Source organism: Streptomyces sp. H27-C3 (assembly GCF_030063415.1).
Classification (GTDB): domain Bacteria; phylum Actinomycetota; class Actinomycetes; order Streptomycetales; family Streptomycetaceae; genus Streptomyces.
In genome coordinates, this window is the sequence record NZ_JASITA010000018.1 from 155,991 (window position 1) to 161,990 (window position 6,000).

The window sequence follows — 6,000 nt, forward strand, 5'->3', positions numbered from 1 at the left end:
ACGCCAAGTCGCTCCTGCGGCCGGTTGTCGGCAAAGTACCGCCAACTGTCCGGCAGGTTTCTGGCCCACCACACTGCCGAGTGGTTACGGGACGTCGCCCCCTCCAGGAAGGGCTGGGCCGGATCCTGCGGGATCGTTCACCGCGGCGCCCGGCGGTGTTCGACTCGTACGCGATCCAGCCCCTCCGTGGTGGCGCCACCGCGGGTCTCAGCCGGGGATCGTCTCGATTCGTTCACGGTTGAGCAGATACAGGGGCAGGTACGGCTGCTTCGAGACGACGGGAAACCCCTGGTCGTGCGCAAGGCTCGCGACAGCCAGCGGTCCAAGGGCCACCTGGGCGCGCGGTGCTGCCGAGTCGCCCCAGTATCGGCCGTGGTCCGCGAGGGCCTCGGCGAGTGTCTCGGCGAAGGCGTCGGGGTCGCGTGCGATCAGGCGATGGAAGAGGGCCACCGGCTGGTAGTCGACGCAGTTCACGAAGTCCTTCGGCGCCCGGGTCAGGTTCTCCGGCATGGATGCCTGCATGGTGGTGAGCAGCTTCGCCACGACATCGTCCACGGGGCTCTCGGAGAAGTAGGTCTGCAGCGTGTCGATCCAGTGCAGCACGTACTCGTCGACGGAGTCGTCCTGCCGCAGCGTCTGCAGCGGCACCTGGCACAGCCGGCTGATCCGGTCCCGCTGGCGGCACACGACCGCGAGATAGAGGGCATCGAGCCATGCGTGGGCGTCCGCAGGCGGCTCGGCGGCGAGGGCGGGCAGTTGCCGTAGGAAGTCCTCGCCCAGGCTGCACTGCTGCGGCTGTGCGCCGGTGAACAGCGCGGAACCGAGCTGTACGGCGACGGCCCAGGCATCCCAGGTGTCGATGTGCGCTCCCTGGGGGTCGGCGGCGCAGCGGGCGAGGCCGAGTGTGAGAGCCGAGGAGAAGGTGTCGGCGAGCCCGGACGGGCTTTCGGTGAGGCGGGCTATCCCCTGGGTGGTGGTGGCGGTGAGTCCGGCCATGTCGGGCGCCTTGGCAGCGGCGCGAGTGGCGAGCCGTCCAGCGCCGTCGAGACGGACCAGGCCCTTCATCAGCGCCAGCAGTTGCGGCGGCGGACGAAGTGAGAAGGTGAGGGTGTCGTGGTCGATGTCCGTGAGTGACGTCAGACCACCGCCCTGCCACCAGTAGACCCGCGGCGACAGCGCGCCAGGGCCGTCCTCGTGCGCGCCCAGGGCGTACGCGGCAAGGTCGTTGACGGCGTCGACAACCGAGCCGTCGACAATGGGATGGAACGCCAGCAGGTGCCGGGTCGGCATGACGACGAGCGCTCCGGCGTCCGGCAACGACTCGCCGGTGACCTCCCGGGCCAGAGCGGACAGAAAGAGCGCCCTGCCCGCCACGAACGGGGATTCGCCGTGCACCGAGTGCAGCAACGCCCGCCCCTCGATTGCTATTTCGTCGTACTCGAAGGGCACCCGCATCAGGTTCGCGTACGCTGCCGCACCCAGTGCCTCCAGCCCGGCGCGCTCCACATCGACGTCGGTGAGGATCCGCACGCTGGTGGGACTGTCGAGGGCGTAGGTGAAGACCAGCCCCTCGGCCACCACGCGCGCGTAGCTCAGCGAGCCGGCGACTTCCGGGGGCAACGAGTCGACGGGTACCAGTCGCGCATGCGCGCCGCGCAGCAACTCCTCGGCGCTCTCGCCGCCTTGGCTCGCTCCCCGTAGCTGGGTGAAGTGTGCCGCGACCAGCTCGGGCCAGCGTTCCTGCGGTGCGCGGCGGCAATAGTGGGCGAGGTTGTGCAAGGAGTACTGGTGATCGGCCTGAACGTAGGGGGCGGCGAGTGCCCGGAGGTATGCGGCCTGCGCGCCATTCAGCATCGGCAGGGCGGTATCGGGGGCGTCTGGCGCGGAAACGGCGTCGTAATGGTTCACCCCTGTGACCCTATGAGTTATGTGACACGCGTCGACGTCGGGGTGTCCACTGACAAGGCTGCAGCCTGACTTGGGCAAAGGTTGTTCGGTGGGGCGCACTTGTCGCGCTGGTGGGCCCAACCGTCAGCCCGCCCCTGGCACGGTGAGACGTGTGCGCAGCAGGTCCAGGAAAACTGTGGCTGCGGGTGTGGAGGGACCGTCCGTCCGCCAGGTCAGAGCGACCCGGCCGCGCAGCTTCGGCTCGGTTATCTCCAGCGTCCGCACCCCGAAGCCTGCCGCCTCGTCGGCGGTGAGTGCCGGAATCACCGCCACGCCGAGACCGCGGGCGGCGAGCTGCGCGAGGAACGGTGGCGCCGCCGCCTCGAAGGCGATGCGGGGCTGAAACCCCGCCTGCGCGCACGCGCGGTCGAGTACCCCACGCAATCCTGTGCCACGGGGCAGGCTGATCAGCGGGCGATCGCGCAGCCCAGCCAGCGGAATGCTCGTGCGGCCCAGGTACGTCACGGCCGGGTCGCCCGGGGAGACGGCAGCGACCAGGGGTTCGTCGATCACGACGCCAGGACCCTCAAGTTCTTCGGAGCCGACCTCAAAGGCATCGAACTGCGCGCCGACGACCTCGAATGGTCCTTCGGTACCGGAACGCCTCTGCACGGCGCCGCCCAGGATCTTCTCCTGCTCGCATACGGCCGACGGCTGCCTCCGGACCACCTCCGTGGCGAGCTGCGCGACCGCTTCATTGTCGTGTAAAGGCCTAGTGGTAGAGGCCTCAGTGGTAGAGGCCGAGGAAAATACCCCCCGGCGTGTTGAGGTCGTCGTTGTACAGGTGGAAGGCGCGGATCGCCCTGGCAACCTCCCGCTGGGAGATGAAAGCGTCGCGGTCCAGGTCCAGTTGGCGGAAGATGATCGCGGCGTCAGAGCTGGAGATCTGGCAGAAATCGAGATATCTGGCGAACTCATCTCTGTTGATGCGTTTGTCGGCATCGACGTCCAGCACATTGAAAACGGCCTGCGCGAGGTCCTCCAGCAACGGCGCCGCATGCGTGCCGTAACCCACCGCGCGATGTGCGGCGACGAACTCGCCCTGGGACAGCCGGTCCTGCCCGGGGGTCGCCTGCGACAGGAGTCCCAGCCACTGTGCCCAGTACGCCCTCTGCAGGTGCTCGATCCTGGCATCACTGGTCGCCAACGCGTAGCCGGTCGTGTACCTGTCCACGATGTGCTGGTAGTTGTCCCAGGTCACAAAGCCCCTGCCCGCGGTGTCAAGGGCCGTGAAGAGCCGCTGCAGCCGACGGGTGATCGGATCGGACGTCACCATGTGTTCCGTGCCCTCTCGCTAGACCTCATTGACGAGTGTCATCCATGCCTGCCGCTTGCGGTCCGCGCCGCGAACGAGGACTCGTCGTACCAGACGTTCAAACGCCTTCAGAGGTTCATCCCTCGCTGAACGATCACCCGTGGAGCCGCCCTGGCCGGGCGTTCCGGCGGGCGCGAACCGGCGTTGGGCCAGGGAGCCGCGGCGTCCGGTCAGGGCTGCTTCTCCAGGACGCACAGCTCCCCATTGTCAGGGTCGCCGATGTAGGTCCACAGCACGGGCCGCCGGGTGGTTCCCCGGGCTTCGTACTCGGTCCAGACGGCGCTCGGCGCAAAGGCGATGTGGACCGCTGTCACACGGGGGTCGTCGTTCCCGTCGGCCGAGGACGAGCTGCTCCAGGTGCCGGAACCGGAGTCCGGGGTGAACACGCTGTTCAGGTCCTCGTCCACGAAATCGCCGCACGCCCCGACCGAGGTGAACGAGCCGTCGGGACGCACCAGTAGTTGCCCGCCCCGGTCGTCCTGCCAGGTGCCTACGACCGCTTCGGCCTGCAGGACGAGGGCGGCACCCTGCGGCACCGGGGGCGGGCTCAGTGTGCGTCCCATCATCAGGAGAGCAGCCGGCCCGCCGACCAGTACCGCCGGCACGAGCAGCAGACCGGCCACCCCGAGCGCAGTGGCGATGGTCCTGCGGCTGAAGCGCTGCGGCGGGCGCACGTTGCGAGGGTTCACGTCTTCATGCAGCGTCGTCTCGGCGCGTTCGGACGGCTCCTTGCTGATCCCCACGCATTCCCCCTGCGATCGGCCGCGAGGCCGCGGCACCGAGCGCCATCATGCCCCCAGGCCTGCGCGCCGCTGCACGCCAGGGTGCTGACCAGATGGCGACCTACTTGTACGCCGTGCACGCCCAGGTGTCGGACGGGACCACCATCGCCAACGCCGCTCATCCGCAGCCTGCTTCGCCGGGGCCGCGCCTTTCGACGTCCGCGCCACGCGACGAAGGCCCGTCGTGAGTCCTGCGCAACCACTCGTCGAGCGCGACGTAGTCAGCGGTGGTGAGGCCCTCGTGGGGGTCGACGCGATGAAGTAGAGCCTGTCCTCGATGGTGGGCGGATACCCACGCCCGGTCGGTGTCGGTGATCTCGTCGTCCGCCCAGATGAAGGGCTGAGTCGGCGTATCTGTGGGGTAGTCCTGGGCGTCGATCGCCGCGGCAGCACGGGAGTGGATCCGGCCCGCCCGTGGCAGCTTCGCCTGCCGCTGGCCGCCCTGTTGGGTATTCGCGCACGCCCGCCTGTACCGCCCACGTGGGGATCGGCGGGGCCGGGCCCCACGGGTGTGGGCGGCGAGGGCGAGCGAGGTGACGTGCTCGCGGGTGAGGTCGCGCGGGCCAAGGAAGCCTGGCAGGAGGCCTTGCTGGAACGTGGACTTCTGCCGTTTTTACGGGAGGCCCTCGCCGACCCCGACTCGGAAACCCGGCGTCGTAGCACTCCGTCGGCTTCGACGAAACGCAGTGCGCGCCTGGGCTACGCCCGCCCGGACTTCACCAGTCCCGGTGACGGCTCCCCACCGGACTCACACCCGAATTTCACGAGCCCTGACTTCACGAGCCCTGACTTCACGGACATCAATGGACCAGAAGGACCACCGGCGTGACCGGGCCTTGGCGGCACGGCCAGGTGGTGGTGCGCGCGGGGGCCTTCTGTAGGAGCGTCACGTCAGTTTCGCTTCCTGGGTACGGAAGTCGGCGACCCACCGGGCCGAGGCCTTGATCCCGCCGAAGGTGTAGAAGTGCAGCTTGATGACACCGTGGCGGTGTGGGTCGTAGCCGTCCGCCAGGGCGCGGACGAAACGGTCGGGGCCGGCTGTTCCCATCAGGTTGGTGATCGAGAATCCGTACTTCTTCGCGATGGAGGTGCTGGTGCCGACACCGAAGCGGGTGGCGTAGGTCATCAGCCGCTTGATCCCGGCAGGGCCGGGGACCCCGATGCGTACCGGTGTGTCGATGCCTCGGGCGCGTACGGCTTCGACCCACGTCAGTACCGGGGTGGCGTCGAAGCCGAACTGGGTGATGATGTCGCCGGTCAGCTCGTGCCGGGCCAGGGCCGCGGTCTTGTCCTTGATCGCCGACCAGAGCGTCGGGCCTGCGATGGCGGGGTGCCCCGCGGGATAACCGCTGATGCCGACGTGGCGCACGCCGTATTCCTGGAGGAGCCCGGACTCGATGAGGGCGAGGGAGTCGTCGTACGGGCCGTGGGGCGTGGGCGGATCGCCGCCGATGACGAAGACGTTCTCTGCTGTACCCGCCGAGCGCAGTGCGTCGAGGAACTGTTCGAGCTCCGCGCGGGAGCGCAGGCGGCGGGCCGATATGTGGGGAACGGGGGTGTACCCGAACTGCTGGACGGCGCGGGCCGCGGCCAGGCGTACGCCCAGGTCTTCGTTGCCCAGGAAGGTGATGTTGATGCGGGTACCGGCGGGAATGCAGTCGCGGGCCTCTTCGAGCGTGGGGACGTCCTTGCCCGTCATCTCCAGGGAGAAGTCCTCCAACAGGGAGACGACGGCTGAGGCAGAGGCCGTGGAGAGGCAATCCATGGTGCTCCTTGTTCACGTGGATCTTCCTGGGCCCGCGGGTGGTGCGTGGGCGGAGGCGGGGCGCACGCCGGCCTCGCACGCTAATCCGGCGATCAGTGCGCGGGAGGGCTGCGCGGGAACTGTATCCGGGCTGGACCGGTACCTCGGTGCCCGGTACGGCGTACTGATGGTCTACGAGTGCCAGGGGGGGG

Annotated in this window: 7 protein-coding genes and 2 pseudogenes; 3 read left to right on the plus strand and 6 right to left on the minus strand. The window is 68.8% G+C overall.

Translation table 11 applies throughout. The features are described from left to right. Positions 1-207: 207 nt before the first annotated feature. Together QMK30_RS19950 and QMK30_RS19955 are read right to left on the minus strand one after the other, a co-directional pair. Entirely contained in the window at positions 208-1,908 is a 1,701-nt protein-coding gene (locus tag QMK30_RS19950) for an immunity 49 family protein (RefSeq protein WP_283519642.1), read from the minus strand. Positions 1,909-2,031: 123 nt separating this feature from the next. Beyond that, positions 2,032-2,460 (minus strand): LysR family transcriptional regulator substrate-binding protein, encoded by a 429-nt coding sequence (locus QMK30_RS19955; protein ID WP_502963172.1) that lies wholly within the window; start codon positions 2,458-2,460, stop codon positions 2,032-2,034. Positions 2,461-2,466: 6 nt separating this feature from the next. On the opposite strand from QMK30_RS19955, the pseudogene QMK30_RS19960 reads away from it, so the two are divergent. Then, positions 2,467-2,655, plus strand: a pseudogene (locus QMK30_RS19960) (maleylpyruvate isomerase family mycothiol-dependent enzyme); the annotation flags it as partial. 19 nt (positions 2,656-2,674) lie between these two features. Here the strand turns inward: QMK30_RS19960 and QMK30_RS19965 are convergent. Beyond that, positions 2,675-3,223 (minus strand): EF-hand domain-containing protein, encoded by a 549-nt coding sequence (locus QMK30_RS19965; protein WP_283519643.1) that lies wholly within the window; start codon positions 3,221-3,223, stop codon positions 2,675-2,677. 209 nt (positions 3,224-3,432) lie between these two features. Next, positions 3,433-4,005, minus strand: a complete 573-nt coding sequence (locus tag QMK30_RS19970) for a hypothetical protein (RefSeq protein WP_283519644.1) — start codon at positions 4,003-4,005, stop codon at positions 3,433-3,435. A 92-nt stretch (positions 4,006-4,097) separates the two neighbouring features. Here QMK30_RS19970 and QMK30_RS38485 point away from each other — a divergent pair, with 92 nt between their 5' ends. Then, positions 4,098-4,232 (plus strand): hypothetical protein, encoded by a 135-nt coding sequence (locus tag QMK30_RS38485; RefSeq protein ID WP_349362087.1) that lies wholly within the window; start codon positions 4,098-4,100, stop codon positions 4,230-4,232. A 5-nt stretch (positions 4,233-4,237) separates the two neighbouring features. Here the strand turns inward: QMK30_RS38485 and QMK30_RS38815 are convergent. Next, positions 4,238-4,387: pseudogene (locus QMK30_RS38815) on the minus strand (HAD domain-containing protein); the annotation flags it as partial. A gap of 543 nt (positions 4,388-4,930) precedes the next feature. Then, the gene (locus QMK30_RS19985; RefSeq protein WP_283519645.1) at positions 4,931-5,809 is read right to left on the minus strand and encodes a methylenetetrahydrofolate reductase; all 879 of its coding nucleotides are present in this window, start codon (positions 5,807-5,809) and stop codon (positions 4,931-4,933) included. Between QMK30_RS19985 and QMK30_RS19990 the strand changes: the two genes are divergently transcribed. Continuing rightward, positions 5,808-6,000 (plus strand): hypothetical protein (locus tag QMK30_RS19990; RefSeq protein ID WP_283519646.1); only part of this gene is annotated, 193 nt, incomplete at its 3' end. The genes QMK30_RS19985 and QMK30_RS19990 overlap by 2 nt on opposite strands.